Origin of the sequence: Arthrobacter sp. H14 (assembly GCF_000520495.1) — a bacterium.
GTDB lineage: Bacteria > Actinomycetota > Actinomycetes > Actinomycetales > Micrococcaceae > Arthrobacter_C.
In genome coordinates, this window is the sequence record NZ_KI914646.1 from 61,075 (window position 1) to 76,012 (window position 14,938).

Sequence of the window (14,938 nt, forward strand, 5' to 3'; positions counted from 1 at the left end):
ACGGTCCTGCCCGCCACAAACCAATACGGGTTGTTAGAACTGCGATGTTTCGGTGGAACCGGACAGCGCGAGGGTGCTGCCCGAAGGGTTCAGGGCTGTGGAGATCGCGTCGAAGTAGCCGGTGCCGACTTCGCGCTGATGCTTGGTGGCCGTATAGCCGCGGGATTCCGAAGCGAATTCGCGCTCCTGCAGGTCGACGTAGGCGCTCATGCCATCCCGGGCGTAGCCGTGGGCCAGGTCGAACATCGAGTAGTTCAGGGCGTGGAAACCGGCCAGGGTAATGAACTGGAACGTGTAGCCCATCGCTCCGAGTTCGCGCTGGAACTTCGCGATCGTTTCCGCATCCAGGTGCTTGGACCAGTTGAACGACGGCGAGCAGTTGTAGGCCAGCATCTGGTCCGGGAATTCGGACTTCACGGCCTCCGCGAACTTGCGGGCCAGTTCCAGGTCGGGCGTCCCGGTCTCCATCCAGATCAGGTCGGAGTACGGGGCGTAGGCCTTCGCCCGGGCAATGCATGGTTCGATGCCGTTGGTCACCTTGTAGAAGCCCTCGGCGGTGCGCTCGCCGGTGAGGAACGGCTGGTCCCGGTCGTCGACGTCGGAGGTCAGCAGTGTGGCGGCCTCTGCATCGGTGCGGGCGACGATCACAGAGGGAGTGCCAGCGACGTCGGCGGCCAGCCGGGCGGCGTTGAGAGTCCGGACGTGCTGCGAGGTGGGAATCAGCACCTTTCCGCCCAGGTGTCCGCACTTCTTCTCGGAGGCGAGCTGGTCCTCCCAGTGCACGCCCGCCGCGCCGGAAGCGATCATCGACTTCATCAACTCGTAGGCGTTGAGCGGTCCACCGAAGCCGGCCTCGGCATCGGCGACGATCGGCACCATCCAGTCCTCGACGGTTTGGACGCCTTCGGCGAATTCAATCTGGTCCGCCCGCAGCAGTGCGTTATTGATCCGGCGCACGACCTGCGGAACCGAGTTGGCCGGGTACAGCGACTGGTCCGGATAGGTCTGTCCGGAGAGATTCGCGTCGGCGGCAACCTGCCAGCCGGAGAGGTAAATGGCCCGCAGCCCGGCCTTGACCTGCTGGACGGCCTGGTTCCCGGTCAAGGCGCCGAGGGCGTTCGTGTACTTGCCCTGCGCCGATTCTTCAGTCAGCTGCGTCCACAGCTTTTCGGCCCCGCGTCGTGCCAGTGTATGGTCCTCCTGCACACGGCCGGCCAGCTTGACGACGTCGGCAGCGGAGTAGTCGCGGCGCGTTCCCTCCCAGCGGGGATCGGCCTGCCATTCCAGCTCGAGGGCTTCGATGCGGGCTTCGGGAGTCTGATTCTGCGTCATGGTGGCTCTCCTTGTCTGGTGCTGAACCGGCGGGAGCCGGTTCGCGGTGAGGCGGAACTTCTTCGTAACATCCACCTTTCTGCACTCTGCAAGCACTTACCAGAGGAAATAACTGGAAAGATTTGCCTTTCTTCTCGTATCATCAAGAAATGCAGACTCAGAGCTGGAACCGGCCCCGTAAACCTTCCACCCCGGATCACAACGGCGACGCCGGCATCGACGTGATCTCACTGGGACGCCGGGTGCGCCACTTGCGCAAGGCGGCCGGCATGACGCTGGACGGTCTGGGTGAGGCAGTCGCAGCGGCCCCCAGCCAGCTGTCATTGATCGAAAACGGCAAACGTGAACCAAAGCTGGGGATGATCAAGGCTCTGGCCGCGGCCTTCGGCGTGGGCATCGACGAACTCCTGGGGTCAGAGCCGCCAAGCCGCCGCGCCGCACTGGAAATCGAACTGGAACGGGCGCAGCGCGGCCCGCTGTATCAGGCACTCGGACTGCCGACCGTGCGGATCTCGTCACGTCTGCCGATGGATGTGCTCGAGTCAATGGTGGGCTTGCAGAACGAGCTGGAACGCCGGTTGGACGAGCAGGCCGCGACGCCGGAGGAGGCCCGGCGCGCCAATACCGAACTGCGTACCGAGATGCGCGAACGCAACAACTACTACCCGGAGATCGAGAGGCAGGCACAGGGGCTGCTTGACGCCGTCGGGCATTCATCCGGTCCGTTGTCCCACCACGTGGCCGCCGACATTGCCGAACACCTCGGTTTCGGGCTGCGTTTTGTGGGGGACCTGCCGCACTCGACCCGCTCGGTGACGGATTTGAAGAACCGCATAATTTTCCTGACCCAGAGCTCGCGCGCGGATCATGATCCGCGTTCCGTGCTGTTGCAGGCGCTGGGACACTACGTGCTGGGCCATGAGACACCGGTGGACTACAGCGATTTCCTGCGCCAGCGCGTGTACACGAACTACTTTGCCGCCGCGCTGCTGATGCCCGAGCGGGACACCGTGGCGTTCCTGCAGCAGGCCAAGAACGCGAAGGAGCTGGCGATCGAGGACCTGAGGGATGCCTTCGGGGTCTCCTATGAATCCGCGGCGCACCGGTTCACCAACCTGGCCACCGAGCACCTGGGCATCACCTGCCATTTCCAGAAGGTGCATGAATCCGGGATTATCCACAAGGCCTATGAGAACGACGGCGTCAACTTCCCGGCCGACCACACGGGCGCCATCGAGGGCCAGCCAATTTGCCGGTACTGGACCTCACGCGAAGTGTTCGACGTGCCGGACAAGTTCCGGGCCTACAACCAGTACACCGACACGAAAGTCGGCACCTTCTGGTGCACCGCCCGGACAGAACGGCACTCATCCGGACTGTACTCGCTGAGCATCGGCGTCCCCTACGCCCAGGTGAAGTGGTTCCGTGGCCGGGACACCACCGAACGGTCCCGGTCGAAATGCCCGGACGAGACGTGCTGCCGTCGTCCACCGGAGGGCCTGTCTGCGGTGTGGGCCGGTCAGGCTTGGCCGGCCGCCCGCGCCAACACCCACCTGCTGGCCGCGCTGCCGCAGGGCGCATTCCCCGGCGTGGACGAGACCGAGGTGTACCAGTTCCTTCAGGCCCACGCCGGGCAATAGCAGGCGCCCGTTGTTCCTGTACGGCAGGGGAGTACAACACGGCCCAATTTCAGGCATTCGCGCGTCTCGACCCGGGTTTTACTCCTGGGCAATACGCTGTGCCCGGCTTATGTCAATCGCCTCGTGCGCGTCTCACCTGTAGGCGCGGATAAACTCCACGACTGGTCCGGCCAGCGAGGCGCCGACCTCCTCGGCGGGCCGCTTGTTGCCTACGACGTTGAAGGAATGGTCCCCGCCCTCGAACCAGCGAAGGGTCGCAGTGGTTCCGATCCCGGCCACGACCGGCTCCAGCGTGTCCGTGGTGGCCAAGGTGTCGCGGGTTCCCTGCAGGAAGAGCATCGGCAGGGTCAGGCCGTAAAGGTGCTCGTCCCTGATCTTCTCCGGCTTACCCGGCGGGTGCAGCGGATAGCCGAGGTAGATTAGTCCGGCAGCCGCCATCCCTTCAGCCACCGCCATGGAGGCAATGCGTCCGCCGAACGACTTGCCGGACGCCCACAACGGTTCGCCCTCGGACCGGGCCGCTGCCTCCTCCATGACAGACCGCCACGTGGCAATAGCCTTCGGTGGCCGGTCGGGAAACTTCTTGCCAACTTCCCGGTACGGGAAATTGAAGCGCAGGGTGGCGGCACCGGCGTCGTTCAGGGCCTTGGTGAAGCCGGACAGAAAGGGATGGTCCATGCCGGCTCCAGCCCCGTGGGCTACGACGATCGTGGCGAAGGGCGATTCAGGGCGCGCATAGATGCCCGAGACGGTGTCGTCTCCGGTGGTGATCGTTATTGGTATTTCAGCGGTCACGGCCGGCTGCCCCGCTTCGCGCGTCGTCCCATGCTCGGCGATGCATCGATCGTTCGCCCGGTGCCTATCCCTTCCAGCAACTCACGGATTGCGGAGAGCGCGTCCACCTTCGGCGACCAACCCAGCTCGGTGCGTGCCCGGGTGGTATCCATGGGAGGCGTGCCGCGGGCCATATCGATCCAGCCGGGATCAAGTGCCAGCAGCCGGAGCTTCCAACCAACCTGGACCAGTGAGCGTACCAGCGGGACGGGGACGGGCAGCCAGCGTTTGGCGCCAACCAATGCGGCGACGGCGTGAGGGCCCAGCACCGGGTCAGCGGCGATATTGAATGCTCCGGCGGCGCGCTGATCGATAACGCGCCAATATGCGTCAGCCAGATCGTTTGCATGCACGGCCTGGAAGATGAACCCGGCCGGAAACGGCAGCAGCGGGAGACGCAGCCGGTGGATGGACGGTGTGGGCAACCATCCGATGAAGTAGCCTGCTATCTGGCTCCCGGCTTCGGCCTGGAAACTCAACGCCTGGCGGATCCTCGAGACGGTGATGCCGGGATGTTGAGCCGCGAACCCGTCCAGCAGTGCTTCCTGTTCGGCCTTGAACCGGCTGTAGTGGGAAGATTCGATCCCGCCGGTCGGCCAGCTCTCGTCCACCAGCCGGTCTTTCGGTCCGGCGGAGTAGGCACCCAGCGACGACGCACAGACGATCTGCGAAACACCGGCTTCCGCGGCGGCAGCGAGCACATTGGCGGTGCCGCCCACATTAATGCGCCGCATTGCCTCCTCGTCCCGATTGGGCTGCAGCACCCAGACAAGATGCACGACGACGTCGCACCCCTTTAGTGCTTCGACAAGCTCTGCATGCCCGCCCGAGGCGACGTCGTGCCTGACCCAGGTGACGCCGTCGTACGGTTCCGCCGAGTCGTCCGGCAGCCGCCGGGCTATCCCGACCAGCTGCACCCCGCCGTCGTGCTCTGCCGCTGCCTGCTTGAAGCGCCGCAACAGCGCAGTCCCGACGTTTCCGGTAGCCCCTACGATCGCAATACGCATGCTCTGACGGTAGCAATGCGGTGGCGGCACAACAATGCACCGCCCGAACCGTACCTACTGGGCCAGTGCCGCACTTCCAATCCGGAAGCTGCTGCCCTTGTGCTCAACGGGCAGCTTGTCTCCCTTATTGAACAGCTTGTTCCGCAGCGTGCCTTCGACGTATTCGGTGGGGTAGGCGCCGCGCTCTTGGAGCTCCGGCACCACGAACTTGATAATGTCCTCGAACGTGCCGGGAGTGATTGCGTAGGCGAGGTTGAAGCCATCGACGTCGGTCTCGTCCACCCAGGAGATCAGCTCTTCGGCGATTTCCGCTCCGGAGCCGACCATGCGCGGGCCCAAGCCACCGATGCCGGCCGATTCGGCGATATCGCGGAGGGTCCACGGCGTGCCGTCGTCGTTCACCTTCTGGAAATTCGTCACGGCGGACTGGATAGCGTTCGAATCCACATTGCCAATCGGCTCGTCGAGGTCATAGCCGGACAGGTCCACGCCCATCCATCCGGACATCAGCGCCAGCGCTCCTTCGTTGCTGATGTAGCGCTGGTAGTCCTGATGCTTAGCCTCGGCCTTTTCGGCGGTCTCGTCCGTGATGATCGTCAGCAGGGTGTAGATGCGCACCGAGCGCCGGTCGCGGCCGGCGGCCTCGACGGCGTCGCGGATCTTTTTCACGGTTTCCTTCAGCTGAGTCTTCGTGGGGGAACCGACGAAGATCGCCTCGGCGTTTCCCGCCGCGAATTCGATGCCCCGCGGGGAGGCACCTGCCTGGTAGATTACCGGAGTCCGCTGCGGGGAGGGCTCGCTGATATGGCTCAGCGGAACGTTGAAGTACTTGCCCTCGTGGCCGATGTTATGGACCTTGTCCGGGTCGGTGAAGACGCCTGTTTCGCGGTCGCGTACGACGGCGTCGTCCTCCCAGGAGCCTTCCAGCAGTTTGTAGATGACCTCGAGGTATTCATCGGCGTGGTCGTACCGTTCGTCATGCGCCAGCTGGTCCTTCGCGCCCAGGTTCTGGGCCGCGGACGGCAGGTATCCGGTCACCACATTCCAGCCGACCCGGCCATTGGTGATGTGGTCCAGCGTCGAGAGCCGGCGGGCAAACGGGTAGGGATGTTCGTAGGCGGTGCCGGCGGTGATGCCGAAGCCGAGGTGCTCGGTGACCAGGGCCATGGCTGAGACGAGCAGGGCAGGATCGTTGACCGGCGTCTGGGCGGCGGAGCGCACCGCCGCATCGCGGTTGCCGCCGAAGGCATCGTAGGTCCCCAGCACATCGGCGATGAAGATCCCGTCGAAGAAACCCTTCTCAAGGGTCTTGGCCAGTTCGGTCCAATAGCGGATATCGGTGTAATCGGCGGACCGGTCATCCGGGTGGCGCCACAGTCCAGGCGACTGGTGGCCGACACAGTTCATGTCAAAGGCATTGAAGCGGATGTGCCGCGGGGAGTTGTCGTTCGTTGTCATCGCAGGGCTCCTTCGAGTCGGCCCATGGATTGCGCATCCTGCCGCATGGCTCCGCGCGGGTGAGCACGGGAGAGTCTGCTTCAGCTGATGCTTCTCCATCGGTCCTGGCAGTAGCACCTTTTTCGTGGAAAACACGACTTGGTTGCTGCGGCTTCAACGATCCAGGTCTCTCGGCCGCTCGGGATGGTTACAGCCTCTATTTGACCTCATATGGACCGTGTAACGAAATTTCCGTCGGTCATAATCCTTAACGCAAATGTGGCGCAATGCCTACCTGGGAAGCAGCTGCGGGTGGAATTTGCCGGTGACGTCCGGATGGGCGCGCGCCCGGCCCTTGAGCATATTGGCGCCGAAGCTCGAGAGCATCGGGTTGGACGGATCATCGGTACGGCCACGGGAGGCCGCCTGGAGCTCGTTTGGGAGGGGAACCGGGTCGATGACCGCATCCAGGCGGGGAGCCCAGAAGAAGGGCACTGAGTAGCGGTCGACGCCGGGTGGTGGCGCGGTGACGCGGTGGACCGTGGCCGTAATATAACCGTCGGTGGCAACTTCCAGCATCTCGCCCAGATTAACCACCAGTGCACCCTCTATCGGCTCCACCGGCAGCCACTCATCAGACTCCGGCGGCCGCACCTCCAGCCCGCCAACCAGGTCCTGCAGCAGTAGAGTGACAAAGCCATAGTCGGCGTGGACTCCTACTCCCTGGTCACCGGCGTCCTCCACGACGCCGCCAACATAGTGCACCAGCTTCCCCATCCAGTGCGGAGTGCCGCCGAACGGCTCGTCGAAGTAATCCTCCGGCAGGCCCAGTCCCACTCCGATGGCCGAGAGCAGCACCTGGCCAACGCCGGACATCAATTCCGCCCAGGCCATGGCGTTCTCCCGCAGGTCCGGCTGAACCTCGTCGGGCCATTGGTTCGGACCCCGGAGCAGCCAGTACTGCTGATCCTGCGGATAATCGGCGACGGGTGCACTCTCCGGCGAGTAGTCCAGTTGCTCGCGGGCATCGGCCTGCCCCTGGGTCCGTTCGGTGCCCATCCGGGTGTAGCCGCGGAAATGCGGGGAGTTTCGGTTGTCAAGCTTGAGCCGCTCCTCCAGAGGCAGGTCGAAGAAGCGTTTCATCGAATCGAGGAGTGCGGACACCTGGCCCTCGGCGGCGCCGTAGCCGGTGATTTGGAAAAAGCCGACGCGATGGGCCGCATCACGTAGCTGGTCGATGAATTCCGGATTGAAGCTGCCGTCGGCCAGCCGGGCGGTGCTCATGTCCAGGACGGGAATCGTCGCCTGAGGTGCATTCATGTTGGCAGGCTAGCACCGTCGGCCACAATGAGAAGCACAAACATTACGGAATAATTCCGGGCCCGACGCAGGCACTCCGGAGGAGAAATTATTCCGAGGGAGGCGAGGCGCCTGGGATGGTCCACGGGGAGGGATGAACTCGTCCGGGACGGCGAGGGGTCCGGGCGGATGTGCCGCCCGGACCCCTCATCTATCCTGAGACTGGGTTAACCCCATCCCAAGGTCTTTAGCCGTCTTGCTTCTCCATCAGCTTGTCCGGCGGAGTTCCAACGACCTTGATCTTGTCCCAACCGAGGAGCTCGCCCTCGTTGTCGAAGACCGCGATCTTGTTCCTGCCCGGCCGGGTGTCCTCCGGAGTCGTCACCGTAACGGTGCCGTCCGCGGAAGCCTCGTGCCATCCCAGGCTGGAACTTTTGAGGTAGACGTGGACCCACCCGCCGGCGTCGAGGTTCTCCAGGACGACGTCGGAGGCTCCGCGGGGGAACTTCTCATCGTCCAGACCCAGATCGATCCGGCTGTCTTTCTTCAGGTCCTTCCGGTCCGCCGGCTCGGGGACGAAATCCGGCTTGCCGTTCCCGTCGTCCTCACCGCCGCCGTCGGTGGTTCCGACCTCGAGCGGCAACACCTCGGCCTTGCCGCCATCAGCACCGCCGAAGGTCTTCAGCGATTCCTCCTGGTACAGGTTCGGATCTCCCGCACCAATGGCGCCCGTGTTGTTGTGCAGGTGCAGGAACAGCGCCTGCGCATCGGTCACGTGCTTAGCCCGGTGGGCCGTGACGCCGTTGCCTTCGTGATCGTTGAACAGCAGGTCTGCCGGGCCGTCGAACTCGCCGGGCTCGAACCATACATCCGGACGGACCGGGTTGTAGGAGATCCAGTCAGTGGAGTCCACCGGAACTGCGTTGCCCTCTTCATCGGCGCTGTAGTAACTGGTGGTCACCACCCGGTAGCTGATGTCCTTTGCCGCTTCCGGATTGAGGCCCAGATCGGACAGTGCAACCGGAAGCGTCATGACATTCGTGTCGAACGGATTGGTCTTCTCCGTCTGGAAGTCGGCGTTGCCGGCCATATTGTTCATGACCTGCAGGCCGACGTTCTCGCCGGTTTCCAGATCATAAAGGAAGACCAGAACCAGATCCAGACCGGCCGCCATGCCGGTCCGGGCGAGGTAATCCGCCCTGCCATCAGTGTTGACATCAATCTCGACACCAACGCTGGTGGAAGGCGTCATCGCCGACCAGTTCTGCCAGGTGCTGACACCGAAGTTGATCATCGCGTTGTCCAGCGGCCGCTCGGCGGCAGCCAGCGCAGGAACGTTTGATCCGGCGCCAACATACTGCAGATCAACCCGGCGCGAGGACTCAACGGCGATCTCGTCGTCGGCAAGCCGCGGGCTTTCGGCACCGAGCTCGAAGGCTCCCACCAGGGAGGTGTAGAGCGATCCGTCGGCGAAGGAACCCTGGTAGAGATCCCGTCCCTCGAACGGAACTTCCGTGCTCAGGTCCTTGTCGTCATCGAACTTCAGCGCTTCACCCGCGCTCATGGCCGAAACCGGCTGAGGCGCAGAGTGGACCGGAACGCGCAGTTTCGGTGCATCTGCCGCAGTCAGCTCCAGCCAGCCGGAGGCGTCGGACAGGTATGCCCGGCGCAATCCGAGCTGGAAGGTCTCCATCGTCGGATCCAGTGTGTGCCGCAACGCGGTCGGATCCTCGATCGTCATGGTGACGTCGACGGTCTCCTCGCCGCCGGGCCGGACGGTGACGCTGCCCGGTGTTGAGTAGACGACACCCGGCGTTTCCACCGCGGGCACGTAATTGACCGCGTAGGACTGGCCAGTATCACCCGTGTTCCGGACGGTCACGCTCTTGGTGATGGACACTGGTGCGGTGCCTGCTTCGATGACGCCGAAAGCGAGCGAGACGAGCGATGCGTCCTCGGTCGCGTAGGCGTAGACGTCGGTGTTGACGGCAGCGAGCGCGTCGACGCGGCCGGAGCCGACCCGGTTGGGCGCGAAGGGAACGCCGTTGCCAGCCAGGATGTCATGCACGGCGGTGTTCATCACCATGGACTTCACCTGCAGAGCGTCGGTCACGCCGGTGCTGTAGACCAGGGCGGCGATACCGGCGACCATCGGCGTGGCCATCGACGTGCCGGACTTGACCGCCACACCGTCACCGGATCCGACTGCAACGGAACCAATCAGCGTGCCGGGAGCCGCGACGTCGGGCTTGAGGACGCCGTTGCTGCCATGCACGCCCCTTGAGGAGCTGGCGTTGAGCGTGTCCTTCGCGTCCGAGTCGGCAGAGATCGCCCCCAGGTACTCCGGGCTGAGCTGGACGGTCAGCGTTCCGGCCTCGGCGGCAGGACGCAGCTGGTCCGAGCTTTCATTGTTGAGCTGTACGCCCGGAATGGTGGCGTTGCCTGCGATACCGGCGTCGAAAACGGAACGTGGTGAATCAAGCACGACGCCGTTTGCGCCTGCCGCTTCGGCGTTATTGAACCGCTGGGCCGAGCCGCAGGGGAATGCCCCGTTCTCTTCCCACTGGATCCAGACCCAGTGGCCTGCCAGTGCGGCTGCCTCTTCCGCCGTGTACGGCTCACAACCAAACTTGTTGGTTTCCGGCGCCATTACGACATCACCGGTCAGTTCCTCCGTGGTGGCTGCGGCGTAGTCGTAGTTCACGCTGTACTGCCCGGCCTTCTGACCCGCCACATCCTGAGGCGCGAGTACATCGACCCGGTCCAGTGTGATCTGCGAACCGACGCTGTTGGCCACGGTCAAAGCTGAACGTGCGTTGCCCGGGGCGCCGCCGACGTCGTACACGTCACCGGCATTGCCGGAAGCGACCACCGACAGGATTCCCACATCCGTCAGGGCGTTGACGATGTCGTTTTCCGGGTCGTCAGTCGGGGTGAAATCGGAGCCCAGGGACATATTGACGACGTCGGCACGGTCACCGAAATCGCCGTCGCCGTTGGGATCCAGGACGTAGTCCAGGGCTTGTCCGACGACGGCACTTGAGCCGGCGCAGCCGAAGACGCGGATGCCGACAAGTTGCGCTTCGGGAGCGGAGCCGGGGCCGACGCGCATGCCGTTTACTTCCTCGGTAGTCAGTTCCGAGTAGTCGCCGGTGAAGGTGCTGCCGTCTGCATTGACGCCGTAACCTGCAGCGCTGCCGGCGACATGTGATCCGTGCCCGGCGCTGGCGCAATCCAGCGGGTTGGGGTCCGGATTCGGAACCGGCTGATAGCTGGGCGAGGCAGGGTTGGCATTGTAGTCGTCGCCAACCAGATCCCAGCCGCCGATGAACTTCTCCGGATCGAGCAGGCCGGAGTTATCGGCGGGCAACGTCTCGCTGGCCTGCGCCTTCTGGTACGCCTCGACCGTGCCGGGGCCGCCGAAGGAAGCGTGGGTGTAGTCGACGCCGGTGTCGAGTACGGCGATGGTGACGCCTTCGCCGGTCACATCCCGCTCCACCCAGGTGTTGAGCGCCTCGGTGTCGATGACAGCGCCCTTGTTGTCCCGGGTTTTGGGGACAATCGGAGTGACCTTGACGACGTCGTCGCGCTTGGCCAGTTCCTTCAGGATGTCCGCATCCGCGCTGACGGCGACGCCGGGAAGGGTATTGGTGGTGACGTACAGCTGCTGTCCGTCAACGGAATTGACGACGCCTTTCGCCTTGGCCTTGATGTTCTTGCGGATCTGCTTGACCGCCGCGGACTTGTCGACCGGCTTCTTGTTACCGTTTTCGACGGCAGCCGGCTGGGTCTGTTCGTAGGCGCCTTCGCCTTCAAACTGGACATAAACGGCGACTTTGCCGGTCATGTTCGCCAGATTGCCGCCGAGCTTTTCCACGGGCAGTTGCAGGAATGGATTCGCGTGGGTGGAACGGTTCTCGTCGGTGTTCGATTGGGTTGCCATCGCAGGAGCGCAAAAGCTTGTGGCCATTGCCAATCCTGCTATGGAGGCCAGGACGCGCGTCCCGGCCTTGTGGGGGAGTTTCTTGCTCATTCGTCTCCTCATTGAGGGTGGCCATGAGCCGCCACATCGACCTTATCGGCGAGTTCGGTGCGGCGGCAGCGCCATTGCAGTGCATACACAATTCAACTCAGTCACCGCCGGGAATCCCGGCAGGGTGGCCCTGGCCGGATTCTCCATTGGAGAGCGGTCTGCCCCCCGATCGGCCAGACCACCATTTACCACCCTTTGGCCACGCTGAATGGGTGTCAACCATTGGCCGTGTATCGACTTGGAATTGGCTGTTACCTCTTGACATGGGCGGATCCTCCGGAATAATAGCGCACGACAAGATGGGGAAGCTGTTTACGCCCGCACGACAAGAGGCGTGGCACCCGATCGGATGCCACGCCTCTGAAGGTTCCTGATTGTTCTAGCTGGCGGCTGCCGGTGCCTTCTGCACAGCGCCGCCCTGCCAAACGGCGTCGAAGGGGGCGTTCGAGGCAACGCGGGCCTGGATCCCGGCGGTCACGAACTCCTTTGCGGTCCGGGCGGCGTCAAGCGGGGAAGCGCCCTTGGCCAGCTCGGCCGTGATGGCCGCCGCGAGTGAACAGCCTGCTCCGCTGACTGCTACCTCGCCGACCTTCGGTGCGCGCAGAACTTCGAGAGTCTCGCCGTCGTAATAAACGTCGATGGCGTCAGCGCCTTCCAGCCGGACCCCACCCTTGGCCAGGACGGCCGCGCCACTGGCCGCGTGGATTGCCTTTGCGGCTTCGATAAGGTCTTCCTCGGACTCGATCTTGTCCATGCCTGACAAAGACAGCGATTCGAAGTGGTTGGGGGTGACGAACGTGGCCAGCGGCAGCATCTTCGCCTTCAGAGCCTCATCGGTATCCAGTGCATGACCCGGTTCCTGGCCCTTGCAGATGAGCACCGGATCCAGCACGACATTCTTCCACTCCTGGCTCTTCAGCGCGGTGGCGACGGTGTCAATGGTGGCGGGGCTGCCGAGCATGCCGAGCTTGACCGTGTCGAGGTCATAGGCCGCCTGGATCGCTTCGAGCTGGTCGGCGATCACCTGCGGCTCCACCGGCGTGAAGCGGTGATTCCAGTTGTCCTTGGGATCAAACGCGACGATGCAGGTCAGGGCCGTGATGCCGAAGACGCCGAGCTGCTGGAAGGTTTTCAGGTCCGCCTGTGCCCCTGCGCCGCCGGTGGCTTCCGATCCGGCGATGGTCAGGGTGACGGCGGGGCGTTCAGTGGTTTCTGCAGTGATGGACATGCCCCCATTTTTCCACGTTCCCCCGGGGAGGTGGCCACCCATTCCGCTATCGGCGTCGACCGTGACAGAATTGTGTGCGGTCTCTGAGGCCGGCAAGTGCTAATACAGCGGAGAAATCCGCCAACCACTTCTAGAAATGCGATAGTCATGACTCAACTCCAGGACAAGGTCCAAACCCGGTTCGCCTCCCGCGGCAGCTCCCACTTCGACATCCTGCTGGCGCTCTTTTGCATGGTGCTGATCCTGTCCAATATCGGAGCCTCCAAGGGTGTCGCATTCGGCCCCATCATTACCGACGGCGGATTCTTCCTCTTCCCGCTGGCCTACATCCTGGGCGACGTGCTCAGCGAGGTCTACGGTTTCAGGGCCGCGCGCCGGGCAATTATTACCGGATTTGCGACGGCGGCACTCGCCTCGTTGACGTTCTGGATCGTTATTGCCCTCCCGTCGGCGGACTTCTACACCAACCAGGAGGCGCTCGCATCCGTGCTGGGGCCGGTGCCGCTGATCGTGCTCGCGAGCCTGCTCGGGTTCGTCGTCGGACAGACACTGAACTCCTGGGTCCTGGTGAGCATGAAGGCGCGCAATCAGGAACGGCATCTGTGGGCACGCCTGATGGGCTCCACCGGCGTGGGCGAGTTCGCCGATACGCTGATCTTCTGCTCCATTGCGGCCTCCGTCATCGGCATCACCACCGTCGGCGACTTCGCCAACTACGTGCTGGTGGGATTCCTCTACAAGACCGGCGTCGAATTCCTGCTCCTGCCCGTTACGACCGCGGTCATCCGCTGGATCAAGAAGCGCGAGCCGACCTACGGTCAGGTTCCCGCCGCTTCATAACCTCATCGGGCGGCTAACCGGCGACCCCCGCCAAACATGCCGGGTCAGCCCCCTGGCTGTGCGGGGTATGCCGGGTCAGCCCCCTAGCCGTGCGGGGTATGCCTGGTCAGCCCCCTGGCCGACAGTCAGGGCGCTGCAGTGGGCTGACGCACGGCCGAAGGGCTGACCGGCGTTCTCGCGGCCTTCCACAGCGCGTTGCTGATTCGGCGTTCCACCTCGTCCGGCTGGAACAGGTCTTTCCACTCAAGTCGGACGAACACCCAGCCTTGCTCCATCAGCGCCTTTTCGCGTTTCCTTTCGGCCAGGAGGACTTTCGGAGTCGGCGCATAGTCGAAGTACTTGGTGTCGCCGTCGAACTCTAAAGCAACCTTGGCGTCTTCCCAGCCGAAGTCGAGGCGATACTCACCGGACGGCGTCGAGACCTGCAACTGCAGTTGAGGCATTACCAATCCGGTTTCCATGATCAGGATCCGCGTGAGAGTCTCACCGGGGGATTCGGAAAGGGGATTGAGGTCAGCAAGAACGCGCCGGACACTCTTCACCCCGCAAACACCGTTCATGGCCGAAGCCATGTGACTCATTTGTTCCGGGTCGGCTCCCAAACGGGCCGCATGGTCGGCGATGATGAGCGCCTGCCGGTAGCCGAGTGAGGCCGCGCAATCGATGACGGTACGTTCCAGCGTGGTGACGGGCAAGGAACGAACCATTGTGAGCTCGTGCGCAGCCAATCCGCGGAAGTGTCTGCGGACGTCTGCGGGCCCCTTACTGGAGGAAGACTTGAACGATTGCGTTAGGTGAATGAATGGTTCGACCTGCCAGAGGCATAAGCCGTGAAGGCGGGCTGCTGTTCCATGGCTGTACGCGCCTGCCGGTTTACCACCAAGGGCGTGTGCGTGAGCCAGAATCTGTTGAAGTTCCCGGTCCTTGGGTGCGAGGTCTTTCCATAGATCGGCGCTGGTGTAATAGCCACGTCGAAGGCGCTTCAACCGACCGGCAATCATCGACTTCCGTACGTCTCTATCACTCATTCCGGCGTCGGCGAGCTGGGCCGTACTCCAGAATTGCGATTCGGGGGCAGCGTCATCGCACTCGAGCGCGGGTAATTCTTTTACATCCACGATTCCAGTCTCCAGCAGGAGCGGTTACCGTACTGGAATGAAATTCGGAGTGTGGATAACTCGGTTCGGCTTACCCGTGGTGTCGAATCAGCACCTTAGCCGCCAGTCAGGGCGCTGCAGTGGGCTGACGCGCGGCCTATGGGCTGACCGGGCGGTGTGGAGCGTGGGTG

The 14,938-nt window shown here is 63.5% G+C and carries 10 protein-coding genes and 1 riboswitch; of the genes, 2 read left to right on the forward strand and 8 right to left on the reverse strand.

Translation table 11 applies throughout. The annotated features are described in order from the left end of the window. Positions 1-33: 33 nt before the first annotated feature. Positions 34-1,332, reverse strand: coding sequence for an isocitrate lyase (gene aceA / locus Y707_RS0109000; protein ID WP_026534837.1), 1,299 nt, complete (start codon positions 1,330-1,332; stop codon positions 34-36). Between the two features lie 122 nt (positions 1,333-1,454). On the opposite strand from aceA, the gene Y707_RS0109005 reads away from it, so the two are divergent. After that, entirely contained in the window at positions 1,455-2,972 is a 1,518-nt protein-coding gene (locus tag Y707_RS0109005) for a helix-turn-helix transcriptional regulator (protein WP_026534838.1), read from the forward strand. Positions 2,973-3,104: 132 nt separating this feature from the next. Here the strand turns inward: Y707_RS0109005 and Y707_RS0109010 are convergent, their stop codons facing one another. From Y707_RS0109010 to thiD, 6 genes are all read right to left on the reverse strand, one after another. Then, entirely contained in the window at positions 3,105-3,767 is a 663-nt protein-coding gene (locus tag Y707_RS0109010; protein ID WP_026534839.1) for an alpha/beta hydrolase family protein, read from the reverse strand. Further along, complete coding sequence (locus tag Y707_RS0109015; RefSeq protein ID WP_026534840.1) at positions 3,764-4,813, reverse strand: NAD-dependent epimerase/dehydratase family protein; 1,050 nt, start codon at positions 4,811-4,813, stop codon at positions 3,764-3,766. The genes Y707_RS0109010 and Y707_RS0109015 overlap by 4 nt, the downstream gene beginning before the upstream one ends. Positions 4,814-4,867: 54 nt before the next feature. Then, a complete protein-coding gene (locus Y707_RS0109020; protein WP_026534841.1) occupies positions 4,868-6,271 on the reverse strand; it encodes an LLM class flavin-dependent oxidoreductase in 1,404 nt (467 codons plus the stop codon). Between the two features lie 92 nt (positions 6,272-6,363). Further along, positions 6,364-6,461, reverse strand: a riboswitch (SAM riboswitch). Between the two features lie 80 nt (positions 6,462-6,541). After that, positions 6,542-7,570 (reverse strand): isopenicillin N synthase family dioxygenase, encoded by a 1,029-nt coding sequence (locus Y707_RS0109025; protein ID WP_026534842.1) that lies wholly within the window; start codon positions 7,568-7,570, stop codon positions 6,542-6,544. A gap of 226 nt (positions 7,571-7,796) precedes the next feature. After that, positions 7,797-11,582 carry a S8 family peptidase gene (locus Y707_RS24645; protein ID WP_162150201.1) on the reverse strand — a complete coding sequence of 1,262 codons (3,786 nt, stop codon included), beginning with the start codon at positions 11,580-11,582 and terminating at the stop codon, positions 7,797-7,799. A gap of 379 nt (positions 11,583-11,961) precedes the next feature. After that, on the reverse strand, positions 11,962-12,810 hold the full coding sequence (thiD, locus tag Y707_RS0109035; RefSeq protein WP_026534843.1) for a bifunctional hydroxymethylpyrimidine kinase/phosphomethylpyrimidine kinase: 849 nt from the start codon (positions 12,808-12,810) through the stop codon (positions 11,962-11,964). A 147-nt stretch (positions 12,811-12,957) separates the two neighbouring features. Between thiD and Y707_RS0109040 the strand changes: the two genes are divergently transcribed. After that, positions 12,958-13,650, forward strand: a complete 693-nt coding sequence (locus Y707_RS0109040) for a queuosine precursor transporter (RefSeq protein WP_026534844.1) — start codon at positions 12,958-12,960, stop codon at positions 13,648-13,650. A 125-nt stretch (positions 13,651-13,775) separates the two neighbouring features. Here the strand turns inward: Y707_RS0109040 and Y707_RS24650 are convergent, their stop codons facing one another. Next, complete coding sequence (locus tag Y707_RS24650; protein ID WP_155852842.1) at positions 13,776-14,768, reverse strand: hypothetical protein; 993 nt, start codon at positions 14,766-14,768, stop codon at positions 13,776-13,778. Between the last annotated feature and the right edge of the window lie 170 nt (positions 14,769-14,938).